Below are 24,424 nucleotides of genomic sequence, written 5' to 3'. Positions count from 1 at the left end.
TCTGGTTATCCAGTGGATAATCCAGCGCGGTTTTGTTATGTAAATCAGCTTAATTATTTTTTATCATGATAGCAGGCTGGTAGGTCATTTCATTATCTCCGGCAATAAAGCCCAGCTCCTCGTATAAGGTACGGCCATCGGGGCTGGCATGCAGGCTCAGCTTTCCTGTCTGGCGCAGCCGTGCTTCTTCCATTATTTTTTCCATCAGTATTCTGGCAATGCCCTGGCGGCGGAAGGCAGGGAGCGTATATACGTTGAGGATGTATCCTACTTTACCGCTGAGGTTATGGTACAGGGGTGGCTGCTGATAAAATACAATACCGGCAGTACCGATAATTTCCTGTTTACTTTCGGCCAGCCAGTTAACGAAATTACCTTCAGGCAGGTGTTGCAGCATATACAGGCGGAGTTGTTCCAGCAGGGTTTCATCGCGGGAAGTATCTGCAAGCGGGTAAACTTCTTTCAGGAATTGCAGCCGGAGATGCGTCACTGCCGGAATATCCCGGAGTTCGGCTTTACGATAGGTAATCATAGACTGAAAGGAGGGGTTAAGTCAGTAATCAGGCTTCCCGGTTGCTTCTCCACCAGCGGAAAGCCAGGAAACCTATGATAGCCAGCGGTGTTAACGCCAGCATCAGGATACCATTGTTCAATCCTTTTGCAGGGCCTTCACCCAGTTGCTGTGCCGTTTTGGTACAAAGAGAACACTGCGCCATCAGCGGTGCGCTCATCATCGTCATTATTCCTGTCAGCAAAAACAACCACAGCTTATTCATGTCAAGATAATTTATTGAACAAAATTAGAGCATCTCCCGTAAAAATCCATAGCATTCTTATCAATGGTAGTAAGGAGAGATCATGATATACACGATCACACCGGTTACCGCAACATAGAACCAGATAGGCCAGGTAATACGCGCTATTTTACGGTGGCGGGGAATATCGTTCTGGAAACCACGGAGCAGGGTGAACAGCACCAGTGGTACGATAATACCGGCCAGTACAATATGCGTCAGCAGGAGGAAGTAGTATAAATATCTGATACCGCCCAGGGCTGCTTTTTCAGCTGCATCTACCACTCCGCTATGATCGGTGTCTCCGAAGCGGGTTTCAGGCGCCAGGGCATGGTAGGTAACGTAGGAGAGGAGGAACAGTGCCGAAAGGCCCACTGCTATCAGGTTGGTAGTTTTGTGTGCCTTTACATGACCGTTCTTGATAAAATAGAGGCTGGCTACCAGCAGTACGGCAGTAGCCGAGTTCAGGATAGCATGGAACAGGGGTAATATTTTTATATCGAAACCAGGATGATAATCCGGTTTGGGCATAAAGAACAACACAGCCACCAGAGCTGGAATCACGACGGATACGATAGCGATAGGGGTGTTGAGATTTTTATTTTTCAGTTCCATAATATCTGTAATTGTGAAAGGTGGATAAAGAAAGGTGAAGAACCTTTCCTTATCCACCTTTCACCAAATAATCTTATATAATCAGTTGAAGTTGTTGATCAATCTCTTAAAGAATTTGATGAACCCGGGTCTTTTTCTTTCCTTTTCCAGGTGCAGGGTAGCGATGTCGCTGGCGCACTGCCTGATGGCGTTGGAGTCGAGCCCGTTATAGTATCCTCTGATATTTCTGTTCTTATCGATCAGAACCAGCTTTTCTGTGTGTACAAAGTCATCCGGGCCTCCGTCTCCTTCCGTCACCGACACGAAGAATTCGTGTCTGGCGAGGTCGTAGATTTCCTTTTTATCTCCGGTGAGCAGCCACCAGTTATCCGGGTTTACCTGATAATCGTATCCGTATTTTCTGAGTCTTGCTACGGAGTCTCTTACGGGGTCAACCGAGAAAGAGAGTATCTGCAGCAGGGAGTCATTCTTTACGTAGGCGCTTTGTATCTTCCGCAGGTTTTTAGTCAGTGTCGGGCAGATGGTCGGGCAGGAGGTAAAGAAGAAGTCTACCAGAAGTACTTTACCTTCCATGTCTTTCAGGCTTACCTGCTGACCCAGCTGGTTGGTCATCCTGAAATCTGCAATCTTGTGGAACACAGTATCGTAGGATGTTTTACCGTCTTTTACGATGGTATCAATTCTTTCGGGAATATAATATTTGGGAATCGGCACTACATTTTTACCGTAGTGATCTACAATCAGATAACCGGTCAATGGTACCAATATAGCCAATGCAACTCCTAATATAGCCCTGCGAGAAATGATCCTGATATTTAAAGGTAAAAACTAGTAATGTCCGTGTCCTGCTTCTTTAACCGGTGCTTTTGGTGTTTCGATCGGCGTACCTGGTTTCAGGTCTTTGATCATGTTTTTCCAGGAGTTACCCTCATACAGGAAAGCGATGATAAACCAGACGAAAAGCAGCAATGGCAGTAAGATGGTATAGATCAGGTTTTTGATTTCGCTGCCGAGGTGCATGAATTCTGCAACGATATAAAAAGCTTTCACTACGGTAAGACCTACGAATATAGCGTTCAGCAGTACTCTGCTGGGGAAGCCTGTTTCCAGGTGTAAAAACGCCAGGCCTACTTCCACCATGGTAACACCTAACAGAATCCAGAATGTTTTCCAGATTTTTTTGGTAGATGAATCATGATGCACATGTTCAAGCACTTCTGATGAATGAGTATGCTCCATTACTATTTAAGTTAAAATAAATTCTAAAAACTGATTTCAAATAACAATAACCGGTTCTGTGTGTGGCGCTGCAAGATCAGAGCAGGTAGAAGCAGGTGAATACGAATACCCATACCAGATCTACAAAGTGCCAGTACAAACCTACTTTTTCCACCATTTCGTAGTGACCTCTTTCTTCGTAGGTACCTTTCAGTACGTTAGCAAGGATAACGATGTTCAATACAACGCCGGAGGTTACGTGCAAGCCGTGGAAACCGGTGATGGTGAAGAAGAAGTTGGTAAAGTTAGTTGAAGCGAGCGTACCGTCCACGTTCAGGAACGGGTTACGGCCCCACCATGCGCCTTCGTGGTACAGGTGTGTCCATTCCCATGCCTGGCAGCTAAGGAAGGCGATACCGCCGACGATAGTCCATGTCAGCCATTTTGCGACAGCTTTTCTATCTCTGAAGTGACCGGCGTGAACGGCCAATACCATGGTTACAGAGCTCATGATGAGGATAAAGGTCATCAAGCTCACGAATACCAATGGTAAATTGGCGTGTCCCATACCTGGGAAAGAGCGGAACACTTCGTTCGGATCAGGCCAGGATGTGCTGGAAAAGCGGATGGTACCATAAGAGATCAACAATGCGCCGAAAGTGAACGCATCTGAGATCAGGAAGTACCACATCATCAACTTGCCATAGCTCACATTAAAGGGAGAATATCCTCCGGCCCACCATTTTTTCTTCGCTGTAACTGCTGTATCCATTGTTAGTTTTATAAAATTTTACAAAGTTTATCTCGCGATACTTAAAAAAATTAACAGGTAAATCCACAATACGTCAACAAAATGCCAGTATGTGGCTGCCACTTCGATAGGTACTGCGCTGTAAGTGCGTACACGGGTTCTGTAGGCCCTGCCGAACATGACGAGCAGTGCAACTACACCGCCCAGTACGTGCAGCATGTGCACGCCTACGATTACATAAATAAAGGAAGCGGAAACCGGCCCGTTAAGGGGAAGTCCGCTGGATTTTAATTGTGAAAAGCCGATCCACTGACAGGCTGCAAATACTACACCCAGTACGGCGGTGATGGTAATCAACTGTTTGTAGCGTTGCATATTCCTTTCTTTAAAGTTCTTTAAAGCCAGGTGAATGGTTACGCTGCTGAGTAATATTACAGCAGTGGATAACCAGAAAATATGCGGTAATTCGAATGCCAGCCAGTTGGCCTGCGACCTCTTCACAACGTATGCACTGGTAAAGCCTATGAACATCATGGTAATACTACCCATTGCGATCCATAGGGAATACTTGTGCGGATGAATTTTTTTACGTTGTATGCTCATTGTATGCATCACTCCTCATTTCGTTTTACGCCTTGTCCAGCAGTTGTGCCAGCTGAACAACAGTCAGGTAAATATAAGAACCGAACATCAGCTTGCGGGCAGCAGGAACATCATTCTTCCGGTACAGGTTAATAGCGCGGTACAGGAAGAACAGACCTGCGAGAATAGCCACGATAGCAGATATTCCACCGGTAATTTTCAGCAGGTAAGGTGCAACACCGGCCGGTATCAGCAGCAATGCGTATAAAACCGTCTGTATGGCGGTAAACTTATTAGGTTCACCGTTGGCAGGCAACAGTTTGAATCCGGCTTTGGTATAATCCTTATGTGCAATCCAGGCGATAGCCCAGAAATGCGGGAACTGCCACAGAAACTGGATAGCGAATAAAGACCAGCCGCCTTCTGCCAGATTATTGGCGCCGGCAGCCCAGCCGATTAACAGCGGCATGGCACCCGGAATAGCCCCTATCAGTACGGCGAGCGAGTTCCATTTTTTCCATGGTGTGTATACGAAACCGTATGACACCAGGGAGAACAGACTCAGCGCGGCACTCAGCCAGTTGAAGCATAACCCCATTATCAGGAGCCCTGCCATACCGGTGATAACAGCCACCACTATCGCTTCTCCTTCATTCATCCTGCCGGATGGCAAAGGGCGGGTGGCGGTGCGTGCCATCAGCTTGTCAGTATTTTTTTCCCATATCTGGTTGATGGTATTGGCTGATCCGGAAACCAGCAACCCACCGGCAAATAATAAAAGAACTTTAATGATGTTGAACTCCACGCCCGGCACCAGCAGATAAGCCACTACAGATGAAAATACCACCATGAAGGTGAGATTAAACTTCATTAACTGAGAATAATCCTTCACCTTACTCGCTACTGCATATGATGACGACAACTTTATGGAGTTTTCTTGCAACATGTTTTTTCTATCCACATTCCGGGTTTTAATTCCGGAACAAATTTACAAACATCACAGTGAAGAAGATTCCGGAAGGCGGCCTATTCCTAAAATAAACCTGTACGTTCCGGAATCCTTTCAGATATCTTAGTGTGCTGACTCGTTAGGACCGATCGGCTCTGTCTGCGGAATGAAATCTCTTCCATCCTTGCTGTAGTCATAAGCCCAGCGGTGAACCTCAGGGATTTCGCCAGGCCAGTTACCGTGACCAGCGTGGATAGGAGTAGTCCATTCCAGTGTAGTAGCGTTCCATGGGTTCTGTTCAGTCAGTTTTCTTCCTTTGAAGATGCTGTAGAAGAAGTTGAATACAAACAGCAGCTGTGTAGCAAACACGAGGATTACCACGATGCTGATGAAGGCGTTCAGTCCGCCGAACTGGTTGAAGGAAGTCCAGCTGGAGTAATCGAAATATCTTCTTGGCATACCGGCCATACCTTCGTAGTGCATTGGCCAGAAGATCAGGTAAGCGCCAATCAGGGTCACCCAGAAGTGGATATAGCCGATGGTGTTGTTCATGAAGCGGCCATACATTTTAGGGAACCAGTGATAGATACCTGCGAACATACCAAAGAATGCGGACACACCCATTACAATGTGGAAGTGAGCGATTACGAAGTAGGTATCGTGCAGGTGAATATCGATAGAGGAGTTACCTAACCAGATACCAGTCAGGCCACCGGAGATAAATGTACTTACGAAACCGATAGAGAACAGGGCAGCCGGTGTAAAGCGGATGTTACCTTTCCAGATGGTGGTAAGCCAGTTAAATACCTTGATGGCAGATGGTACTGCGATCAGTAATGTTAAGAGTACGAAGAATGCACCGAGGAACGGGTTCAGACCTGTTACGAACATATGGTGCGCCCAAACCAGGAAGGCCAGGATGCAGATGGCGAACAGGGAACCGATCATCGCCAGGTAACCGAAGATAGGCTTGCGGGAGCTTACTGCCAGTACTTCTGATACCATACCCATTGCAGGGAGGATGATGATATATACTTCCGGGTGACCCAGGAACCAGAATAAGTGTTGATAGAGGATAGCGCTACCGCCTTCGTTAGCCAGGGCTTTACCTGCGATGAAGATATCGGAGAGGTAGAAGCTGGTACCTGCGTGGCGGTCCATCAGCAACAGGATGAAGCCGGACAGCAGCACAGGGAAAGACAGTACGCCCAGTACAGCGGTAAAGAAGAATGACCAGATGGTTAAAGGCATTTTGGTCATGCTCATACCTTTAGTACGCATGTTCAGGAGGGTAGAGATATAGTTCAGACCACCGAGCAGCTGTGAAACAACGAACAGTGCCATACTGGTGAGCCAGAGGTCCACACCTATTTTAGATCCGATAGAAGCGTCACCCAGTGCACTCAGCGGAGGATACATCGTCCAGCCACCGGAAGCAGGGCCTGTCTGTACAAACAGGGAAGCCATCATAACCAGGCTGGCCAGGAAGAAGAACCAGTAGCTCAGGCAGTTCATGAAAGGTGAAGCCATATCGCGGGCACCTACCTGCAATGGAATGAGCAGGTTAGAGAAGGTACCACTTAAACCGGCGGTTAATACAAAGAATACGAGGATAGTACCGTGCATTGTTACCAATGCATAGTAAGCTTCCGGAGTGATACGGCCACCTTTAGCCCAGTGACCCAGTATGCTTTCCAGCCATGGGAAAGTAGCATCGGGAAAACCCAGTTGCAAACGGAACAGTACAGAAAAGAAAGCACCAATGATAGCCCAAACGATACCAGTGATCAGGAACTGTTTGGCGATCATTTTATGATCCATGCTGAACACGTACTTCGAAATGAAACTGTCCTCATGATGGTGTTCATGATCATGATGATCATGCGCGCCGTGCATTACCTCCTGTTGACTGTGCAATGTTGCTTCGTTACTCATAATCGGTTCGGTTTATAATAAAACTAACGCCCGGGAAGTATCGCGTTTGTCAGTTTGTTCTTTTTGTTTTTAGTTTCTGCGTCAATAAATTCTTCTACACAAAATTACGGCTTACTTGATATTGGCAGCCACAGTTTTTTGTGTGCTATCTGCTTTTGGCGCTTCGGGGGTAGCCGGAGCGGCAGCAGGATGAGCCAGGCTATACTGCAAAGGTTGTTTTGCAACCCAGGCATCGTATTCTTCCTGAGTTTCCACCACTATCACGCCTCTCATGGAGTAGTGACCGGAGCCGCACATCTGATCGCAGGAAATTTCGTATGTGAAATCCGGATTGCCGGTTTTTTCCTTCATTTGTTTGGTGGTATACTTTGGTGTAAACCACAGTGTAGTAGGGATACCAGGCACCGCATCCATTTTCATACGGAACTGAGGTAAACCAACGTCGTGAATAACATCACGGGAACCGATTACAAATTTAACGGGCTTACCAACTACCAGGTGAACTTCGGTAGCCATGAAGTCGTCTTTACTCAGCTGGTCATCCCAGTCCATACCCAGCGGGTTGCTGGCAGCTTCGTCGATTTTCTTGAAATCGCGGCGGCCGAGCTGACCATCTTTACCCGGGTAGCGGATCAGCCAGTTGAACTGTTTACCGGTTACTTCTACTACTGCCGCATCTTTCGGTGCGTCGGAAGTTAACTGGAACCAGTGTTTCAGACCGAAAGCCACGAGAACAGTCAGTGCGATTGCAGGGATAACTGTCCAGATTACTTCCAGTTTATTGTTGTGCGGGAAGTAGAAAGCTTTCTGACCTTCTTTCTCCTGATATTTAAATGCGAACCAGAATAAAAGAATCTGTGTAATAACGAACACGATACCGGTGATGGCCAGTGTTACGTAGATGAGGGTATCTACGCCTTCGCCCTGTACGGAAGCAGATTCGCCCAGGATCTTGCCTTTCAGCAGATCATTACAGTAGTACACCCCTATGAGCCCCAGCACCAGGAATGCTATCAGCAGGAAACCATTGATACGGTTACTTTGCTGGCGCGCTTTCTTTTCTCCCTTCAATATGGACACATATTCGCTCGCCTTCGCAATCTGGAAGATGACTATGAATATGAGAACAATAACTAAGACTGCTAAAAATCCTGACATTGCTATATGAAATAATTAAGTTATCTAATGCTTTTCTATTGCTTAATCTCCGTTATCACCCATATTAGGTGTGGTGAACAATACTTTCTTTCAGGTAAGGATGATTTTTCGGAACCAATGAAGCTTTTGTCAGCTGATTGGATACCAGGAAAATGATCAGACCTACGAAGCCCAGTCCGAGACCAAATTCATACCATGGGAATACCAGGTGCTTCACGGTGCCCGGATAAACCATCTGCCAGAAATCCAGCCAGTGACCGAAGATGATCACAACAGCGATGAATGCAACGGCAGTATAGTTACGTTTGGTGTCCCTTTTCATCAGGAACAGCAACGGAGTGATAAAGTTGATCAGGAGGTTCAGGAAGAAGATAGGTCTCCATTCGCCCCATACGCGTGGCTGGAAGTATTCAGTTTCTTCCGGCATGTTGGCGTACCAGATAAGCATGTACTGAGAGAACCACAGGTAAGTCCAGAAGATGCTGAATGCGAACATGAATTTACCCAGATCGTGCAGGTGTTCTTCAGTTACATAAGTCAGATAACCGTGTTTTTTCAGGTAGATCACAAACAGGGCAATCAGGGAAAGACCGGATACCCAGCTGCTGGCGAAAGTATACCAGCTGTACATGGTGGAGAACCAATGTGCATCGATGCTCATCAGCCAGATCCATGGAGTGGTAGAGCCAACGCTCAGGGTAAATACTACCAGGAATCCGCCACACCATACGGTATTTCTCCAGATCAGTTTGCGGCCTGTTTCAGGGCGCAGATCCCAACCATCTTCTTCGATAGACATTTTACGCAGTCTCAGTGTGAAGAAGATCCAGAGAGCCAGTGTGATGATAGTAGCGGTAGTGAAGAATCCTTTGTTCAGGAAAGCGGATTTCCAGGTGAGGATTTTATCTTCTGCTACGTGATGGGCATTTACCCAGTGGTAGATATGTTCTTTACCGCCGAAAACGAGGATCATTACAACTACGAACAGGATGGCAGCCAGTGCTGGCACCGCCATGGAAATAGCTTCCGGTACACGACGGAAAGCGATCTGCCATCCACCATGAGCCAGAGTTGTAGCTGCTATAAAGAAGGTGCTGGCCAATGTAATCAGCAAAAAGAAGCTGCTGTTTTGCAACAGACCGGCCCAGAACCGTGTCGCGTTTTCACCTTGAAACGCAATTAATCCGATCAATAAAGTCAGCAAGCCCACGCCCATTAACACGAAGCTGGTCTTTTTTAATCTTGCCGGTACTACAAATTGGTCTTTCATTTCTGTATATTAAAATACTTGTTTGAAATTCAGTTTTAACTCTCTACTTATTTAGCCGTTGCGCTGTCTGCAGCAGGAGCGGCTTCAGCAGCAACTGGCGCTGCACCTGGCTGTTTGCTTCTGATGTAAGCGGCTACTTTCCAGCGCTGTTCTCTGTCCAGCTGGCTGGCATAGCTACCCATCATGTTATAACCATACGTCATTACGTGAAACAGGCGGCCTTCAGTGAAACCAGCTTTCGCGCCGGCAATCAGGTTAGCGGGTGCTGCAGGGTAGGGGCCATCGCCACCTTTGTACAGCGGACCGTTACCATCCAGTGCAGTACCATGGCAGATACCACAGTAGATGTTAAATAAACGCTCACCTTCTTTCAGGTCGGCTGGCGTGATTGTCAGCGGATTTTTTACCAGATTTGCCAGTGCGGTATCTGATTCTTTCAGATGGTATGGCAAAACTTCACCTCTTTTTACTGTTCCTTCCACTGGCTTCAGGCCTGACAAACGGGCACTATAAAATTCATACGCACGTGATTCATACATGTCGGGCATATAAATCCTGCCGGGCTTTCTGTTATGCTCTCCCCTGTTACAGGCTGCCAGGAAAGCTCCAGTTGCCAATGCGGCTACAATCAATATGTTGGAAGTCCTTTTCATCAGAAATTATTTATCTAGCTTTCATTAGTTCTTGCTTGCTCAAATCCTAATGGTTGCAACTGTATTTTTTAAGCTGTTAGAGTGTTATTAAGCGTTTGCCGGAACAGAATAAACCTCGTCATTCTTGTCATATCTTCCGAACCACCATCCTGCTTCTGCTTTCTGCTCATTTACGTCGTGAGCGCCGGCGGCATTCAGGAATGCTTTCACCTCTTCTGCATTGGTTTTTTCTGTCAGCTCAATTACCATCACAAACTTATCATCTGTTTGTCTTGGGTGGAAGATGTGCTTTTTAACACCTGGCATAATCTGGCACAGGTAGCAGAAAGTCATCACCATACCTACTGCTGCAAATAATACTGTCAGCTCGAAAGTGATCGGTATGAATGCAGGCAGCGGAAAATGTGGTTTACCACCGATATTCAGCGGCCAGTCTACGTTAAATACCCAACTCATGAAGGATAATGCAGTAGTGGTACCGGTAATACCGTATATGAAACCGGCTGTGTGCAGGCTGGTTTCCCTTAAACCCATTGCATGATCGAGGCCGTGAACAGGAAAAGGAGTGTATACATCGTGCAATTTGTAGCCAGCAGTGCGTACTTTTTTCACTGCCGGGAACAACACCGCCTCATCGTCAAACAAGCCTACAACAAAATTTTTAACAGCCATATATTTAAAAATTCAAATTCCAATTAATTAATTCTGTTAACCTCTTATTATTAGTGAGCGTGTGCCACATCGTGCGCAAATTTCTCCGCGCTTTCTTCCTCGTATTTCTCCATTTTCTCTTTGAAGTTCTCACCGGAAACTTTCAGGATAGACTTGATCTCAGCTACTGCGATTACCGGGAAGTATTTAGCGAACAGGAAATAGCAGGTGAAGAACAGACCAAACGTACCCATGTAGAAACCTACTTCAGGCCAGGACGGGCGATAGTAAGACCAGCTGGATGGCAGGTAATCGCGGTACAGGGAAGTACAGATGATTACGAAACGCTCAAACCACATACCGATGTTAACGATGATGGACATTACGAAAGTCACCATTACGTTTCTTCTCATTTTGCGGAACCAGAACACCTGCGGAGAGATTACGTTACAGGTCATCATGATCCAGTAAGACCAACCCAGCGGACCGGCAGCGCGGTATTTGAAGAAGGTAGCGAACTCGTAAGGGTTAGCACCATACCATGCCATGAATAACTCGGTCAGGTAAGCGCAACCTACTACGGAACCGGTTAATACAATTACCTTGTTCATGGCTTCCATGTGGCCCAGGGTAATGTATTCTTCCAGGTGTAATATTTTACGGGTGATGATCAGCAGTGTTTGTACCATTGCGAATCCGGAGAAGATCGCACCCGCCACGAAGTAGGGAGGGAAGATGGTAGTGTGCCATCCGGGAATAACAGAGGTAGCAAAGTCAAAGGATACGATGGTGTGTACAGATAATACCAGCGGAGTGGATAAACCTGCCAGTACCAGAGACAGTGCTTCATGACGTTGCCAGTGTTTGGTAGAACCTGTCCAGCCGAAGGAAGCAACACCATATAACAGCTTACGCAGTTTGGTTCTTGCTCTGTCGCGGATGGTAGCGAAATCCGGAATCAGACCGGAGTACCAGAACAACAGGGAAACGGTAAAGTAAGTAGAGATCGCGAATACGTCCCAGAGGAGCGGAGAGTTAAAGTTAACCCATACCGGACCGCGGGTGTTAGGATAAGGCAGGATAAAGAATGCCATCCATACACGACCCATGTGAATGATCGGGAACTGGCCGGCGCACATTACCGCGAAGATGGTCATCGCTTCTGCCGCACGGTTTACCCCTGTACGCCATCCCTGACGGAACAGGAGGAGGATCGCGGAGATCAGGGTACCGGCGTGACCGATACCTACCCACCATACGAAGTTGGTGATATCCCAACCCCATCCGATGGTTTTATTCAGGTTCCAAACCCCCACACCGAAATAGATCTGCCAAAACACTGAGAATGCGCCGAAGCCCAACAGTGTCAGTGATATAAAAAAGCCTACATACCACAATTTACCAGGCTTCCCTTCAATGGGACTAATGATATCTTCCGTTACCTGGTGATAATCCTTAACCCCGTCTACTAAAGGTTCTCTCAGTGTGGATTCGTATTTTAAACTCATATTCTATAAGCTTTTAGCTGCTAGCTTCTAGCTACTAGCCCTTGTCTTTTGTTATGATCTCAGATTCTGTAACTTCTTTGTCTTTATTCTTTTAACGTTACGGTTAAAAGAACTACGCGTGATGCGCTTCTTCCTTGTGGGCAGATTCTTTTTTCTCTGCTTTAGGCGCTGCATCTTTATTTCTGATCTTAGCCAGGTAGCTGATAGAAGGCAGTACGTGTGTTTCTTCGAGCACGTAGTACATTCTTTCTGTCTGCTCCTCGTTACGGATCTTATAAATTTCGCTGTTCTTGTCGTTGATGTTACCGAATACGATGGCATCAGCACCACAAGCCTGCTGGCACGCTGTTTTAGCAGCTCCGTCTTTCAGCGGATGACCTGCTTTCTTAGCATCCAGTTTCGCTTCCTGCAGACGTTGTACGCAGAAGGAACATTTTTCCATCACACCACGGCTACGAACCACTACATCCGGGTTCAGCACCATGCGGGTCAGGTTATCGTTCATATCTGCCACATCGTACAGGTTGTTTTCGAAGCTGTCAGCACCGTTCCAGTCTCTCCAGTTGAGGCGGCGTACTTTGTAAGGGCAGTTGTTAGCGCAGTAACGTGTACCGATACAACGGTTGTAAGCCATCTGGTTAATACCTTCAGAGCTGTGGTTGGTGGCGCCTACCGGGCAAACGTTCTCACACGGAGCGTTATCGCAGTGCTGGCACAGCATAGGCTGGAACACTACTTCCGGATTGTTTTCATCACCGCTGAAGTAACGGTCAATGCGGATCCAGTGCATTTCATGCGCTTTAGCCACTTCGTCTTTACCTACAACGGAAACGTTATTTTCTGCCTGGCAGGCAATTGTACATGCACCGCAACCGAAGCAGGTGTTCAGGTCGATGGACATGCCCCATTTGATACCAGGGTAAGAGTAGTTTGGATACAGGGTAGCGTCCTTGCGGAAGTCAGCACCGAATTTCTTCAGTTCATGCCTGTCTTCATTTACTTCTTTCGGATTGTGAATGAACTCAGCGAGGGTCGTTTCTTTAACGATAGGACGGCCTTCGTAGCTGTTATGCGTCTGAGTCAGCGCTACAGGATATTTGGTTCCGGTAGCTTCTACAGTTACGTCTGTGGAGAAGTAATCGAAAGTCTGACCGTTGTAGCTAACGAACGGATAAGCATTCTGACCGATCTGGCCTGCTGCTCTGCCGGCGTTGGCGCTACGGCCGTAACCTACTGCAATGGCAATTACATCAGGGTGCATACCTGGAACTATCAGGAGGGGCAGCGTGATTTCCTTACCGTTTGCTTTTATTTTCAGTACTTTCTTTTCAACATTGATTTCGTAGTCATCGCCCAGTTCTGTGGAGAAGGTTTTGGCGAGTGTGTTGGAAACACAGGCGTAGTTATCCCAGGTAGCGCGGGTGATAGGATCCGGCATTTCCTGTAACCATGGGTTGTTAGCGAGTTTACCGCTACCGATAGCTACTTTTTCATAGAGAACCAGTTCGTATTTGCCACCTTTTTTAGCGCTGCTGATTTTAGCTGCAGCGCCGGCGATGTCGCCGGAGAAGGATGCGCCAGCGAAAGCCGGAGCGGTGGCAGGTTCTACCACACCATCCTGCAGGGCTTTATCCCATGCTTCCTGGCTGCCCAGTTTAGTGATCCACTCTGCTTTCAGGAAATCAGCCCATGCGGTAGTGTTACCAGCCCAGGTGAGTAATGTATCCTGTACAGCGCGGGTTTTGAACAGCGGGGAGATGGTAGGCTGAGCAAAGCTGTAGTAACCTGGTTTACCCTGTGCATCGTTCCAGCTTTCGAGGAAGTGATGATCAGGCGCAGCGTAGGTACACAGTTCTGTTGTTTCGTCGTTTCTGTCGTTGAAGGAAACTGTCAGTTTAACTTTCTTCAGTCCTTCAGAGAATTTCGCCGCATCGAAATAATCGTAGGAAGGGTTAGCGCCATAAACCAGCACAGCACCGATGTTGCCGGCGTTCATGTCGTTTACCAGTGCAGCCATATCGCTGTCGGAACCCTGGCGGTAGTTAGCCGGAGCAGCCCAGTCGATAGTGGTGCCGTTAGCGCCTACTATATTGTTGATAGCATTTACGATGATCTGTACATTCACGTCGTTGGAACCGCTTACTACCAGTGCTTTTCCGGCATTGGCTTTCAGTTCTTTCGCCGCTTTGGCGATACCTTCCTTCACGCGTGCGTCAGCGATAGCAGGAGCGGAAACGCTGCCACCAACGGCTGCCAGCAGGGCCAGTGCGATAGCACCGGTTTCGGAAGGTCTGTGGGTATATCTTTCGTCAGCGTTAGCACCGGTAAGGCTCATGGTGCTTTCAAACTGGAAGTGTTTGGACATTTCCGGTTTTTTAGCATTGATCTTACGGGTCTGTGCGAACTGACGGCCATATTCTACAGGGTTCAGCCAGGTTCCCAGGAAGTCGGCGCCCAGGCTCACTATCGCTTTTGCATTTTCAAAGTGATAGGAAGGGATTTCTTTCTTACCGTAGGAGGCTTCGTTTGCCAGCTGCATACCTGCGTAGGAAACAGCATCGTATACTACGTGGCGGGTATTTGGATATTTCGCTTTGAAAGCGTCGATTACTTTTTTAGTACTCGGGCTCAGGATGGTAGAGCTAACGATAGCGATGGCACCGGAAGTGCCGGCCAGCGCTGCTGTTACCTGTTTGTCCAATTCGGCCCAGGTAGTTTCTGTTCCTTTGATAGTAGGATAACGCAGGCGTGCTACGTCGTACAGGCTCAGTACAGCTCCCTGAACTCTTGCAGAGGTGGAACCACCAGTGATAGAGGAGAGGGTGTTACCTTCCATTTTGATAGGGCGGCCTTCACGGGTTTTCACCACTACAGGCACATACTCACCATCAAGTATGTATGAAGAAGCATAATAATTGGCTACACCGGGAGTAATTTCTTCCGGTTTGTTCACGTAAGGAATAGCTTTTTGAACAGGTGTTTCACAGCTGGCTGCGATTGTAGCGGCTGCGGTGGTGAAACCCAGGTATTTCAGAAAGTCCCTGCGGGGGGTAGTAGCATTCAACAGGCCTTCACTCTCAAACGGTAATTCTTCTCTGAATTCGTTCTTCACAATTTCCTGATGCGCATCGGTATTGTGCAACTCCTCCAAGCCTTTCCAATACTTTTTTTGCTCCATGTTATATTAACGAGTTACGTTTATAAATTTTGATATCTTCTGAACATTTCCGGATTGCCGATGATGAAGTTTCAAATCTGACATCCGGAGATATTAAATCCTTTCTAGTAGTGACATTTCTGGCATTCAGTACCACCTACCATTTCAACTGTTACGCTATCGATCTTCTTATCTTTAATATCCTGATGAAGTTTCTCGAAGATGCTGTAGTAGTTGTTGTCAGCAAACTGCACTTTGGTAGTACGGTGACAGTTAATGCACCATCCCATAGAGAGATCAGCAAACTGGTGTACTTCGTCCATTTCGGTGATTGCACCGTGGCAGGTCTGACATTGTTGTTTACCGGCCACTGTGTGTTGGGAGTGGTTGAAGTAAACGTGGTCGGGGAGATTGTGGATCTTGGTCCATTCGATAGGTCTGCCTGGCTTGGTATATTTACCGGCTTCAGGATCCCAGCCTACGTAATCGTATAATTTGGCAATTTCTGCAGTACCGTCAACTTTCTTGCCTTCAGCAGTAAACAGCTCAGGGCCGGAGTACTCTTTAATAGCTTTGTGACAGTTCATACAGATGTTCTCGGAAGGAATCATGGCGTGCTTGCTCTTCTCAGCACCGGCGTGGCAATACAGACAGTTGATCTGGTTGATACCCGCGTGAACCTTGTGGCTGTAGAAGATAGGTTGCTCAGGCATGTAGTCTTTCTGACGACCCAGGCCGATAGCGCCCTGAATGGTGAAGTAACCGCCTACCATGAACAGTACCAGGATTACCAGTGCGATGTATGCCTTGTTCTTGTAGAAAGGAACAGGATCCGGAGTTGGCACTCCTTCCTTATCGCCGGCAAGTTTGTTCAGGTTGCTGTTGATCTGCATCAGGATCAGTGCTACAACTGCCAGTACCAGGGTGATGATACCGAAAAGCAGGCTGTTGTCACTGCCTTTGTCCTGAGCGCCTCCGGCTTCCGGAGCAGCAGTTTTACCTGCGTTAGGATCTTTGGCGCCTTCCACCTTAACGTACTCCAGGATGTCGTCAATTTCCTCGTTGGTTAACGCAGGAAAAGCCGTCATCGCGGTTTTGTTGTACTCGTTGAAGAGATCATTGGCGTACTTGTCGCCGGTGGCCAGTACAGCAGCGGAGTTATGAATCCACTGGTGCAATAATTTCTTATCGGGCCAGCGGCTTTCAACGTCCTTCAGTGCAGGGCCTGTCAGCTTCTTGTGGACATTATGACATGAAGCGCAATTTTGCTGGAAGATTGCCTTACCCTTAGCAGGATCCGCTGCCTTTACAGACGAAAACGGAATTACTATACTAGCGCATAGAATAAGCACACTCACAAAATGCTTGCGCAAAAGAATGGAAACACGACGATACACAGCCTATATAGTTTAGATTTGACCTAAAGTTTCTTAAAAGTGCCAGCAAAAATAAGACACAATGTTGACAATTTACCAACAATTAAAAAATTATTTGCGTTGAAAAATCTCTTTTTTTACCTATCTTTCCGACACTCCAAATGATAGAAGTCTTACTGCTGGCTGATTCTATCGCTGTGCCGGATAAATCCTTCCTGATGTTATAATTTTCCGGGATATTAAATTTCTGTTTCCATCCATCCCGTCAATATAATATGGTATATGGTTCCAGGGGGATATAATAATATTATATGCAGATCTTAACTTAATAGCGGCTCCCTATATCTTATCTATATATTATTATCTGCCTCCGCTATAATTACTCCAAGTGTGTTATTTTTACCTTAATAACCTGCGTAAAGTCCAGAATGTTCAATCTGTTTGTAAAAAACATTCCCATGAGAAAATTAATATACTTACCCACTCTTATCGCCGTACTGGCAGCCTGTAACAATTCCGGAAAGCAACCCGGTACCGACAGCACCGGTACCATCACCCCGTCTGCCCCCGGCAACGCCATTCACCTGACCGGCACCTATCAGGGTACCATCCCCTGCGCCGATTGCCCCGGAACAGATTACCAGGTAAGCCTGTTCGATGACCACACCTTCACAGAACTGATGGCCTACCAGGGCCGCGGACAAGGCATCGCCTATACCGAAACCGGTTCCTGGAAACAAATCAATGATTCTGTAGTAATGTTGCAGAAGAAGGAAGACAGCAGCTCCTTCCTGGCATCCGACGGTAAACTCCTCCTCCTGGACCGGGAAGGCAAACGCATTGAAGGCGCCCTCGCCAGCAATTATGTTCTTAAACCTGTAGAAGGCGGGGACCGCCGGGACATTTTTGCCCAGAAAACTGCCGCCGGCATCAACTTCACCGCCAACGGCAACGAGCCCTTCTGGTCACTGGATCTTGATAAGAAAAATATTATCTTCCAGTCCATGGGCGGCGATACCATCAAAGTTGCCCTCCCGGCTCCCAACCCAAACACCGACACCCTGAAAACATATACCACCCCGCAAATCACCATCAGCATCCGCAATAAAGTCTGCTCCGACGATATGAGCGGGCTCATGCACCCCAATGCAGTGGAAGTAAAAGTGAAGGAACAGCAGTTTCATGGCTGCGGGCAATACCTTAAATGATTAATTACGAATTGCGAATTACGAATTACGAATGAGGAGCGAAGATTTAAGCGGATAAAGAATTTACTTCTTCGCTTAAATCTTTGCTCCTCATTCGTAATTCGCAATTCGTAATTTGTAATTGATTATTTTTGCTTCCATATAAATAGAGATAATTGAAAAACATTGCCATATTCGCCTCCGGGGCAGGAAGTAACGCGCAGAAGATCATTGATCATTTCAGACATTCAGAGAAAGCAAGGGTATCTTTAATTATATGTAATAAGCCAGGCGCCGGCGTGCTCGATATTGCACAAAGGGAAGGCATTGAATCTATACTTATTGAAAGAGAGAAATTTCTTCATACCGATACCTACATTGATATTTTAAAGCAGCGTCAGACAGACCTGGTTGTACTGGCGGGGTTCCTCTGGAAAATACCGGCCAACCTGGTACAGGCGTTTCCCGGCCGTATCATTAATATACATCCGGCCCTGTTACCTAAATTCGGGGGCAAAGGCATGTACGGCCACTTCGTTCATGAAGCCGTTATTGCAGCCGGAGAAACAGAAAGCGGTATCACCATCCACTATGTAAACGAAAAATATGACGACGGAGAAACGATCCTGCAGGAGCGTTGCGTAGTCACCCCGGAAGATACGCCGGAGACAGTTGCCCGCAAGGTGCAGGCGCTGGAACATCAATGGTTTCCGGTAATTGTGGAACGATTATTGAACAAATAATTCCTGGCTTTCAGCGGAAAAAAGTCAACGGCTATACGCTGAAAACTCATTACCCTACTCACTGTTTACTGTATGAAAAAGACACTGTTACTTATCATCCTATTCAGCACAATTGTCCTTTCATCCTATGCGCAGGACGCAGCCCCCAAACCAGTACACCGGCACACCTATCTTAAAATAAATCCTACTACCTTAATCAACGAACTGGACATCTCCCTGGAACAGGTTATTACGGATAAAATCAGTATTGAAATTGGTGTCAGCGGTATCTATACAGATTACCCGGATTATGTACTGGCTAAAAAAATTGATATCGGGCAGAAGAAACCCGACCTCAGCACCAGCCAGTTCGTAGACGGCCGCGGCCTCGGTTTCAGAGCCGGACTGCGCTATTACCTCATTACCAGGGAAATAGGCCCGTCTTCTGCAGCCGGCACCTACTTTGAACCTATCGTGTTTTATAAAAAGGTATTCTATCCCAACGAAGATGTGTTCCTCAACGGCAACAACTACAGTAATTCAGGATATAAAGATGTATTCGGGTTACAATTACTGGTGGGCCGCCAGTACAGAAGAGATAAAGTAGTACTGGACCCTTATTTCGGCATAGGCATCAGAAGCAAGATCTATCATTCAGATAGTTATAAGGATGGAGGCGACAACACCATACAGCGTAACCAGAGCAAGCTGGTGAGCGTGTTACCAAGCATACACCTGGGCATCAAGCTGGGGCTGAGCCTCCATCACAAATACCGTAACTAGAACGGCACTACCACCTTAGCGCTGAAATTCCTTCCCATATTGTATATACCCAGGCGCCCGTTTGGCGAGGCACTGTAGTATTCAAAATACTTCAACCGGTTCATGTTGGCCTGGTAGGCTACGTCAAATACATTATCCAGCTGCAGGAATAACTCCAGCACACTTCTTCCTTTCCGGTTGGTCAGGGCGGTGCCCGCGCCAATGTTAAACAGCGTGTAGCCGGCTGTAAATGTTTCTGTATTATCTACTCCGTAAAAGTGCGACTGATCCGCAAACCGGTCTGCTTCCAGTCTGACATAGGTTTTGGTCAGCCTGCCGAAATTACGCTGCGCGGTAGCACGCACTTCAGAACGTATATGCAGCGGTGGTATAAATGGCAGGTACCTGGCCGCATCTCCATATTTATCGATCAGGGGTTTATTCCGGTTCAGCCCCTCCGTATAGGCTATGCTGTTATTCCAGTTCAGCCAGGGTACTATGCGCGGATGCAGGTTAACGGACGCCTCTGCTCCGTATAGCCGTGCGCTGGACTGCTGATACCGGTAGGTAGCATTTCCCGGCACTATAACCACCGCATCTCCGTTGGCATCGTACAGGCGTGCCTGATAGATGTAATTATCTATATTATTATTGAAAAGCTCCACACTGATGTCCGCATCCGGAAGGTAGGCCAGGAAACCTATATCTTCCTGTAAACTGAACTCCGGCTTGAATTCCCGGTTACCGAGGTATACAATGTGCGCTCCGGGATCAAGACCATTGGAGCCGATCTCCGTAATATTCGGCGCACGGTAACCTCTGGCAATATTGGCCTTTATCAGCACCCGTTTACTGATGTTCCAGGTTACTCCCAGGCTACCGGAAATACCGGTATAGCTATGCCGGAAAGAAGGGAACTGCAGGGTGGCGCCGGCAGTATCCGGACCTGTTACATGTTGCCCGAAACCGTTGTCTTTATTGGTACCTACATAAAAATCATTCCAGCGGATATGGCGGCTGTCGTACCTGACACCTCCGGAAACATCCAGCTGCCCCAGTGTTTTTTTGGCAAACACAAATCCGCCGATGTCGAACAGGTTATAATCGGGGATGGGGAAGTCCGTACCATTCTTACTGCGGTTGGTCTGATACATGCCATTCACGCCCACGGTCGTTTCCAGACCGTTCAGCGAGGGAAGATTATATCTTACATCATAGTTCAGCGTGTTCAGGACTACGTACAGTCCCGGCTGGGCAACCATTTCAGGGTGGTTGTACTCGCGGCGTATGCTCTGCTGTACACCTATGGTGGTGTTGATGTCGCCGCGGTTCAATATCCAGCGGGTGTTGTTGTAGGCCCGGTAATGCTGAATATGCTGATGCAGCGGGTTCAGGGTGTAAGTACGCAGCAGGTTGTCCGGTACAATAGGACGGTTGGTAATGTCATCATCTTCCTTTACCTGGCGGGTAAATTTACGTGTCAGCGAATCGCGGCTGCCATCGGGGATTTCCTGCATATTGTCGTAGAGGGTAGCGCCCCATTGCGAGTGGCCCCAGGACTTATCCACCCTTGCCAGCGCGGTGAGGTTATACTCCCGGAAGGCAGTACCGTACACAAATCCATCCACTTTATTCCGGTAGTTATGCGCAGTTTTCACCGTTCCCCTGAGTACGTATTTCCAGTCATTTTTGTTGTAGGCCAGTCCCAGGGAAGAACCTATCATACCGTTGTTGCTGTGGTAATCTGCCAGGAAGCTGCCTTTCAGCTTACCGGGTTCTACTTCGGGAATATCAGGGATCATGTTGATAACCCCGGCGAGGGCATCGGAGCCGTAGGTCAGGCTGGCCGGCCCTTTCACCACTTCTGCACGGGAAACGCCATACTGGTCAATTTCAATACCATGTTCATCGCCCCACTGCTGGCCTTCCTGCCTGACCCCGTCGAACAGCGTCAGCACACGGTTGTAGCCCAGACCACGGATAAATGGTTTGGAGATATTGGGGCCTGTGGTCACCGCACTCACACCAGGAATGCCTTTCACGATGGCGTCGATGAGGTTGTTGTTCACATTCATATTCATCTCCCGCTTACCTATAACGGCAATGGGTATAGGATTTTTGCGTACCGCTGTAGCGCGGGAAACACCCGTTACCACCACTTCGTTGAGTTTAGAGAGATCTTCTTCCAGCGAGATGTCCAGCAGGGTAACCTTTCCTGCAAGGATGCTTTTTTTCAATGTCAGCGGCTGGTACCCAATCATGGATATTTTAATATCGTATGCGCCGGGCTGAACATGCTGAATAGTGAAAAAGCCCTGCTGATCGGCAGTAGCGCCGGCTTTCAGCGATGGTATGACGATGTTGGCAAACTGTACCGGCTTACCGCCGGACGTTACTTTCCCTTTAACAGTTCCTTGCTGCGCCTGTAGGGATAAGGTAAGTATCAGGGCAGATAGCAGTGTAAAAAATTGTTTCATTTAGAAGAAATCACTTGTAGATGAAGCAGCCACACCGGATTTTCCGGATAGTAACAAAAAGGCTCACTTCCGATGTGGCTACTGAAATTTATTTTTAACAAAACTAGTATTCTATTTTTATACTTACCTTAATTATTATTTAGACTAACCTAAATAACAGGAAAAGGATCAGCGAATACTGCTCCCTGCTGGTAGCGGGTTACTTCCTTTTCCGTACAGAGGCAGGCATCCAGTTCCATTATAATATGGTGCACATCCAGGTGCTGGCCAATAATGACGAGTTCGTTATACCGGTCGGCAAAGCGCTCGTCCCACCGCTGAGTAATCAGCATGCGGGTTTCTTCCTCCACATTCCATTCCCGGCGTGGGATAGCACACCACCAGTAGCCGGCTTTTTCAGCGCGCAGGGAACCGCCGGCCTGGCTCCAGTTAACAGCGATGCGGGGACGGGAAGCCAGCCAGAAAAGCCCTTTGCTGCGGATCACATTACCCGGCCAGCGTTCATTGATGTACTGCCAGAACCTTTCCGGATGAAAGGGTTTACGGCTGCGATATACAAAGGAAGATATCCCGTATTCCAGCGTTTCCGGTGTATGCTCCTGCTCCAGTTCTGCCTGCCACCCGGCGCTCTGTGAAGTGGTGTCGAAATCAAACAGGCCGGTGTTCAGTATTTCCGGCAGGGGTACGCGGCCAAAGGCAGATTCAATAATACGTGCGCCGGCGTTGAGTTTCCGCAGCAGCGCTTTCAGACTGCCCAGCTGAACAGCATCTACCAGGTCGCATTTATTCAGGATGATAACATTGGCAAATTCTACCTGGTCAGTAAGGAGGTTAACAATGGTACGCTGGTCGGCCTCATCTTCCGTCAGCCCCTGATCCTGCAGCAGGGAGCTGCTGCTGTAATCTTTCGTGAAGTTATAGGCGTCTACCACCGTTACCATGGTATCCAGCCGGCTAACTGCGCTGAGGTCAATACCATTGGCTTCATCCTGGTAGCAGAAAGTCTGCGCTACCGGAATGGGTTCGGAAATACCGGTGGATTCTATCAGCAGGTAGTCGAAACGCCCTTCTGCAGCCAGCTGCGCCACTTCCTTCAGCAGGTCTTCGCGCAGGGTACAGCAGATACACCCGTTACTCATCTCCACCAGTTTCTCCTCCGTTTTATGCAGGGTATTTTCATTCTTCACCAGCTGCGCATCGATATTCACTTCGCCCATATCATTAACAATAACGGCCACACGCAACTGTTCGCGATTGTGCAGCACATGATTCAGGAGCGTAGTTTTCCCTGCGCCGAGAAAGCCACTCAGCACCGTAACAGGTAATTTTTTCATGATGATATTGTTAGTGTTTGTGTACCCTGCAATGCCTGCTTTGCCGCAGGTTGATAAGATGCGCTGCGATGATGCCGGCGGCGCCGAAGCAGATCAGGTAATATTCAGCCAGCGCCGCCTGCGGAATAAAATGCCCTGCCAGCAACAGGGCGAAGCCTGCGGCAAATAACAGCAGTGGCATAAGCCTCCGGTGATGCCGGATATATCCGCGGCCCAGCGATATGCAGCCTATCAGAAACGATAACAGCAATAAGCCGTATTCCAGCATCTCATTTTCTGCCAGCTCAAATCCCAGTAATGGCAGCGCGCCCAGCAGCAAGGGCAGTACGGCGCAATGCACCGCGCACAACAATGATGCGCTGATGCCTAAAGTATCCAGATTCATCCTGCGTGATATATTCTCTCCCATACCTCCGTTTTTTCTTCTCCCTTACAAAGCTAAAATAATTTGCAACAATGTTGCAAATTTATTTTTATCTTTGCAGGGAGAAAGAGGTTTTTATCGGCCACCAACTTCACTTCCGGAGGAAAAATATCCGGCGGGGAAATGAAGAAATTCTTCATATGAAAATTTTAACAAACTATAAACAGCTGTCATACCTGCGAAAGAAGTGCAAGCAAACCTGTATGGTGAGCATCTGTGAACTATGTGCTACCTTTGTATATTGAATCAAAACAGGGGATATTTTACCTATGTCTAGTAAAGCGAAATTATTGATAGCATTTTTTGCATTGTTGAGTGTGGCGTTTCTGGGGTATGCCGGTTATCTGATTAAACAGGAGCGGGGCACCTTCCTGGGTAAGGAGAAATTACCGATATTAGGAGCGCCGGGACATACCGTTCAGGGATTTTCGTTTACGGACCAGGAAGGTAAAACCAAAACCAAGGCAGATGTACAGGGCAAAATATATGTGGCGGAATACTTCTTTACTACCTGTACGGGTATTTGTCCGAAGATGAATGCCAATATGGAAAAAGTATACGCCAGATATAAAAATTCACCCGACTTCCTGATTCTGTCACATACCGTGGATCCGGAACACGACAGCGTACCGGTATTAAAGGCATATGCCGAAAAACACGGTGCTGACGCTAAAAACTGGTGGTTCCTGACAGGCGAGAAGAAAGAATTATACCGCCTGGCCAGACAGGGCTATCTGGTAGATGACGGCACTTATACCGGCGACGAAGACTTCGTTCATACCCAATGGTTTGCACTGGTAGATAAAGCAGGGCAGATTCGCGGCCTGTACGAAGGCACCAAACTGCAGGATGTAAATAAACTGATGAACGATATAGACCGATTAATGGAAGAATAAAGTTT

At 47.5% G+C, this 24,424-nt stretch carries 23 protein-coding genes; 4 read left to right on the top strand and 19 right to left on the bottom strand.

The window, feature by feature from the left end; genetic code table 11:
* Positions 1 to 49: 49 nt before the first annotated feature.
* From GWG06_RS07650 to GWG06_RS07575, 16 genes are all read right to left on the bottom strand, one after another.
* Entirely contained in the window at positions 50 to 532 is a 483-nt protein-coding gene (locus tag GWG06_RS07650; RefSeq protein WP_127039714.1) for a GNAT family N-acetyltransferase, read from the bottom strand.
* A 28-nt stretch (positions 533 to 560) separates the two neighbouring features.
* Entirely contained in the window at positions 561 to 776 is a 216-nt protein-coding gene (locus GWG06_RS07645; protein WP_235938210.1) for a hypothetical protein, read from the bottom strand.
* A gap of 60 nt (positions 777 to 836) precedes the next feature.
* Positions 837 to 1,409 carry a DUF420 domain-containing protein gene (locus GWG06_RS07640; RefSeq protein ID WP_127039717.1) on the bottom strand — a complete coding sequence of 191 codons (573 nt, stop codon included), beginning with the start codon at positions 1,407 to 1,409 and terminating at the stop codon, positions 837 to 839.
* A gap of 81 nt (positions 1,410 to 1,490) precedes the next feature.
* Positions 1,491 to 2,183: an SCO family protein gene (locus GWG06_RS07635; protein WP_127039720.1), complete on the bottom strand. Its 693-nt coding sequence runs from the start codon at positions 2,181 to 2,183 to the stop codon at positions 1,491 to 1,493.
* A gap of 54 nt (positions 2,184 to 2,237) precedes the next feature.
* Positions 2,238 to 2,648, bottom strand: coding sequence for a cytochrome C oxidase subunit IV family protein (locus GWG06_RS07630; protein WP_127039724.1), 411 nt, complete (start codon positions 2,646 to 2,648; stop codon positions 2,238 to 2,240).
* 76 nt (positions 2,649 to 2,724) lie between these two features.
* Positions 2,725 to 3,399 carry a cytochrome c oxidase subunit 3 gene (locus tag GWG06_RS07625; RefSeq protein WP_127039727.1) on the bottom strand — a complete coding sequence of 225 codons (675 nt, stop codon included), beginning with the start codon at positions 3,397 to 3,399 and terminating at the stop codon, positions 2,725 to 2,727.
* A 27-nt stretch (positions 3,400 to 3,426) separates the two neighbouring features.
* Entirely contained in the window at positions 3,427 to 3,990 is a 564-nt protein-coding gene (locus GWG06_RS07620; RefSeq protein WP_127039760.1) for a cytochrome c oxidase subunit 3, read from the bottom strand.
* A gap of 16 nt (positions 3,991 to 4,006) precedes the next feature.
* On the bottom strand, positions 4,007 to 4,906 hold the full coding sequence (cyoE, locus tag GWG06_RS07615) for a heme o synthase (RefSeq protein ID WP_160712369.1): 900 nt from the start codon (positions 4,904 to 4,906) through the stop codon (positions 4,007 to 4,009).
* A gap of 126 nt (positions 4,907 to 5,032) precedes the next feature.
* A complete protein-coding gene (locus tag GWG06_RS07610; protein ID WP_127039733.1) occupies positions 5,033 to 6,844 on the bottom strand; it encodes a cytochrome c oxidase subunit I in 1,812 nt (603 codons plus the stop codon).
* Positions 6,845 to 6,955: 111 nt separating this feature from the next.
* A complete protein-coding gene (locus GWG06_RS07605; protein WP_127039736.1) occupies positions 6,956 to 8,002 on the bottom strand; it encodes a cytochrome c oxidase subunit II in 1,047 nt (348 codons plus the stop codon).
* A gap of 64 nt (positions 8,003 to 8,066) precedes the next feature.
* Complete coding sequence (locus GWG06_RS07600) at positions 8,067 to 9,272, bottom strand: quinol:cytochrome C oxidoreductase (protein ID WP_127039739.1); 1,206 nt, start codon at positions 9,270 to 9,272, stop codon at positions 8,067 to 8,069.
* A gap of 47 nt (positions 9,273 to 9,319) precedes the next feature.
* The gene (locus tag GWG06_RS07595; protein WP_127039742.1) at positions 9,320 to 9,925 is read right to left on the bottom strand and encodes a c-type cytochrome; all 606 of its coding nucleotides are present in this window, start codon (positions 9,923 to 9,925) and stop codon (positions 9,320 to 9,322) included.
* Between the two features lie 87 nt (positions 9,926 to 10,012).
* Positions 10,013 to 10,597, bottom strand: a complete 585-nt coding sequence (locus tag GWG06_RS07590) for a DUF3341 domain-containing protein (RefSeq protein ID WP_127039745.1) — start codon at positions 10,595 to 10,597, stop codon at positions 10,013 to 10,015.
* A gap of 50 nt (positions 10,598 to 10,647) precedes the next feature.
* Positions 10,648 to 12,084 (bottom strand): NrfD/PsrC family molybdoenzyme membrane anchor subunit, encoded by a 1,437-nt coding sequence (nrfD, locus tag GWG06_RS07585; protein WP_127039748.1) that lies wholly within the window; start codon positions 12,082 to 12,084, stop codon positions 10,648 to 10,650.
* Positions 12,085 to 12,196: 112 nt separating this feature from the next.
* Complete coding sequence (locus GWG06_RS07580) at positions 12,197 to 15,262, bottom strand: TAT-variant-translocated molybdopterin oxidoreductase (protein WP_160712367.1); 3,066 nt, start codon at positions 15,260 to 15,262, stop codon at positions 12,197 to 12,199.
* Positions 15,263 to 15,366: 104 nt separating this feature from the next.
* Positions 15,367 to 16,593, bottom strand: coding sequence for a c-type cytochrome (locus tag GWG06_RS07575; RefSeq protein ID WP_235938238.1), 1,227 nt, complete (start codon positions 16,591 to 16,593; stop codon positions 15,367 to 15,369).
* A 482-nt stretch (positions 16,594 to 17,075) separates the two neighbouring features.
* On the opposite strand from GWG06_RS07575, the gene GWG06_RS07570 reads away from it, so the two are divergent.
* The 3 genes from GWG06_RS07570 to GWG06_RS07560 all read left to right on the top strand — a co-directional run bounded on the left by GWG06_RS07570 (position 17,076) and on the right by GWG06_RS07560 (position 19,309).
* A complete protein-coding gene (locus GWG06_RS07570) occupies positions 17,076 to 17,825 on the top strand; it encodes a copper resistance protein NlpE N-terminal domain-containing protein (RefSeq protein WP_160712365.1) in 750 nt (249 codons plus the stop codon).
* A 155-nt stretch (positions 17,826 to 17,980) separates the two neighbouring features.
* The gene (gene purN, locus GWG06_RS07565; RefSeq protein ID WP_160712363.1) at positions 17,981 to 18,547 is read left to right on the top strand and encodes a phosphoribosylglycinamide formyltransferase; all 567 of its coding nucleotides are present in this window, start codon (positions 17,981 to 17,983) and stop codon (positions 18,545 to 18,547) included.
* A gap of 72 nt (positions 18,548 to 18,619) precedes the next feature.
* Positions 18,620 to 19,309 carry a hypothetical protein gene (locus GWG06_RS07560; protein WP_127042864.1) on the top strand — a complete coding sequence of 230 codons (690 nt, stop codon included), beginning with the start codon at positions 18,620 to 18,622 and terminating at the stop codon, positions 19,307 to 19,309.
* Here GWG06_RS07560 and GWG06_RS07555 read toward each other — a convergent pair.
* The 3 genes from GWG06_RS07555 to GWG06_RS07545 form a co-directional block, all read right to left on the bottom strand.
* Positions 19,306 to 21,765, bottom strand: coding sequence for a TonB-dependent receptor (locus tag GWG06_RS07555; RefSeq protein ID WP_160712361.1), 2,460 nt, complete (start codon positions 21,763 to 21,765; stop codon positions 19,306 to 19,308). The genes GWG06_RS07560 and GWG06_RS07555 overlap by 4 nt on opposite strands.
* A gap of 149 nt (positions 21,766 to 21,914) precedes the next feature.
* Positions 21,915 to 23,099 (bottom strand): GTP-binding protein, encoded by a 1,185-nt coding sequence (locus GWG06_RS07550; protein ID WP_160712359.1) that lies wholly within the window; start codon positions 23,097 to 23,099, stop codon positions 21,915 to 21,917.
* A 10-nt stretch (positions 23,100 to 23,109) separates the two neighbouring features.
* Entirely contained in the window at positions 23,110 to 23,508 is a 399-nt protein-coding gene (locus GWG06_RS07545) for a MerC domain-containing protein (protein ID WP_160712357.1), read from the bottom strand.
* Positions 23,509 to 23,813: 305 nt separating this feature from the next.
* Between GWG06_RS07545 and GWG06_RS07540 the strand changes: the two genes are divergently transcribed.
* Entirely contained in the window at positions 23,814 to 24,419 is a 606-nt protein-coding gene (locus GWG06_RS07540; RefSeq protein WP_235938208.1) for an SCO family protein, read from the top strand.
* Positions 24,420 to 24,424 lie beyond the last annotated feature (5 nt).

It is taken from the genome of Chitinophaga solisilvae, assembly GCF_009928525.1.
Lineage (GTDB): Bacteria > Bacteroidota > Bacteroidia > Chitinophagales > Chitinophagaceae > Chitinophaga > Chitinophaga solisilvae.
The sequence above is the reverse complement of the archived record's forward strand: the minus strand, read 5'-3'. Positions and strand labels throughout refer to the sequence as shown.

Coding starts and splice junctions, on each gene's coding strand:
- GWG06_RS07640 (WP_127039717.1), bottom strand. CDS start 1,409: ATGGAACTGAAAAATAAAAATCTCAACACCCCTATCGCTATCGTATCC.
- GWG06_RS07570 (WP_160712365.1), top strand. CDS start 17,076: ATGAGAAAATTAATATACTTACCCACTCTTATCGCCGTACTGGCAGCC.
- GWG06_RS07550 (WP_160712359.1), bottom strand. CDS start 23,099: ATGAAAAAATTACCTGTTACGGTGCTGAGTGGCTTTCTCGGCGCAGGG.
- GWG06_RS07580 (WP_160712367.1), bottom strand. CDS start 15,262: ATGGAGCAAAAAAAGTATTGGAAAGGCTTGGAGGAGTTGCACAATACC.
- GWG06_RS07605 (WP_127039736.1), bottom strand. CDS start 8,002: ATGTCAGGATTTTTAGCAGTCTTAGTTATTGTTCTCATATTCATAGTC.
- GWG06_RS07545 (WP_160712357.1), bottom strand. CDS start 23,508: ATGGGAGAGAATATATCACGCAGGATGAATCTGGATACTTTAGGCATC.
- GWG06_RS07645 (WP_235938210.1), bottom strand. CDS start 776: ATGAATAAGCTGTGGTTGTTTTTGCTGACAGGAATAATGACGATGATG.
- GWG06_RS07590 (WP_127039745.1), bottom strand. CDS start 10,597: ATGGCTGTTAAAAATTTTGTTGTAGGCTTGTTTGACGATGAGGCGGTG.
- nrfD (WP_127039748.1), bottom strand. CDS start 12,084: ATGAGTTTAAAATACGAATCCACACTGAGAGAACCTTTAGTAGACGGG.
- GWG06_RS07620 (WP_127039760.1), bottom strand. CDS start 3,990: ATGCATACAATGAGCATACAACGTAAAAAAATTCATCCGCACAAGTAT.
- GWG06_RS07630 (WP_127039724.1), bottom strand. CDS start 2,648: ATGGAGCATACTCATTCATCAGAAGTGCTTGAACATGTGCATCATGAT.
- GWG06_RS07560 (WP_127042864.1), top strand. CDS start 18,620: ATGAAAAAGACACTGTTACTTATCATCCTATTCAGCACAATTGTCCTT.
- GWG06_RS07555 (WP_160712361.1), bottom strand. CDS start 21,765: ATGAAACAATTTTTTACACTGCTATCTGCCCTGATACTTACCTTATCC.
- GWG06_RS07595 (WP_127039742.1), bottom strand. CDS start 9,925: ATGAAAAGGACTTCCAACATATTGATTGTAGCCGCATTGGCAACTGGA.
- GWG06_RS07600 (WP_127039739.1), bottom strand. CDS start 9,272: ATGAAAGACCAATTTGTAGTACCGGCAAGATTAAAAAAGACCAGCTTC.
- cyoE (WP_160712369.1), bottom strand. CDS start 4,906: ATGTTGCAAGAAAACTCCATAAAGTTGTCGTCATCATATGCAGTAGCG.
- GWG06_RS07650 (WP_127039714.1), bottom strand. CDS start 532: ATGATTACCTATCGTAAAGCCGAACTCCGGGATATTCCGGCAGTGACG.
- GWG06_RS07610 (WP_127039733.1), bottom strand. CDS start 6,844: ATGAGTAACGAAGCAACATTGCACAGTCAACAGGAGGTAATGCACGGC.
- GWG06_RS07625 (WP_127039727.1), bottom strand. CDS start 3,399: ATGGATACAGCAGTTACAGCGAAGAAAAAATGGTGGGCCGGAGGATAT.